Origin of the sequence: Streptomyces sp. WM6386, assembly GCF_000972385.1 — a bacterium.
Taxonomy (GTDB): Bacteria; Actinomycetota; Actinomycetes; order Streptomycetales; family Streptomycetaceae; genus Streptomyces.
Window position 1 is genome coordinate 1 of record NZ_JXTE01000743.1, and the last position, 326, is coordinate 326.

The following is a 326-nucleotide window of genomic DNA, read 5'->3' on the forward strand; positions in this document are numbered from 1 at the left end:
GTGTCAGGCCACGAACAAGGAAATCGCGGGCTGGTTCACCGACCTGACCGCCGCCTACGACTGCCGCCCGCTGCACGTGCTGATCGCCTGCCGCACCATGGCCTACACCGACGTTCTACGGCAGGCCGCCGCCCGAGCGTTCGGCATTACCGACAGCGACACCTACACCTTGGCGCCTCTGCGGAGATCCGACCTGATCACCGCAGCCAGGGACAGGGACCTCGACCCCGACCGGTTTCTGGACGCAGTCACCACCTCCGATGCCGATGCACTGGCCCGCACCCCCCTGACGCTCAAGCTGCTGCTGGACACCTTCGCCGCCGACA

General features: G+C 67.2%; 1 protein-coding gene. It reads left to right on the top strand.

All coding sequences use genetic code 11. From position 1 onward, the window contains the following. The coding region (locus TN53_RS43485) for a hypothetical protein (RefSeq protein ID WP_046264461.1) at positions 1-326 on the top strand (326 nt) is incomplete at both ends.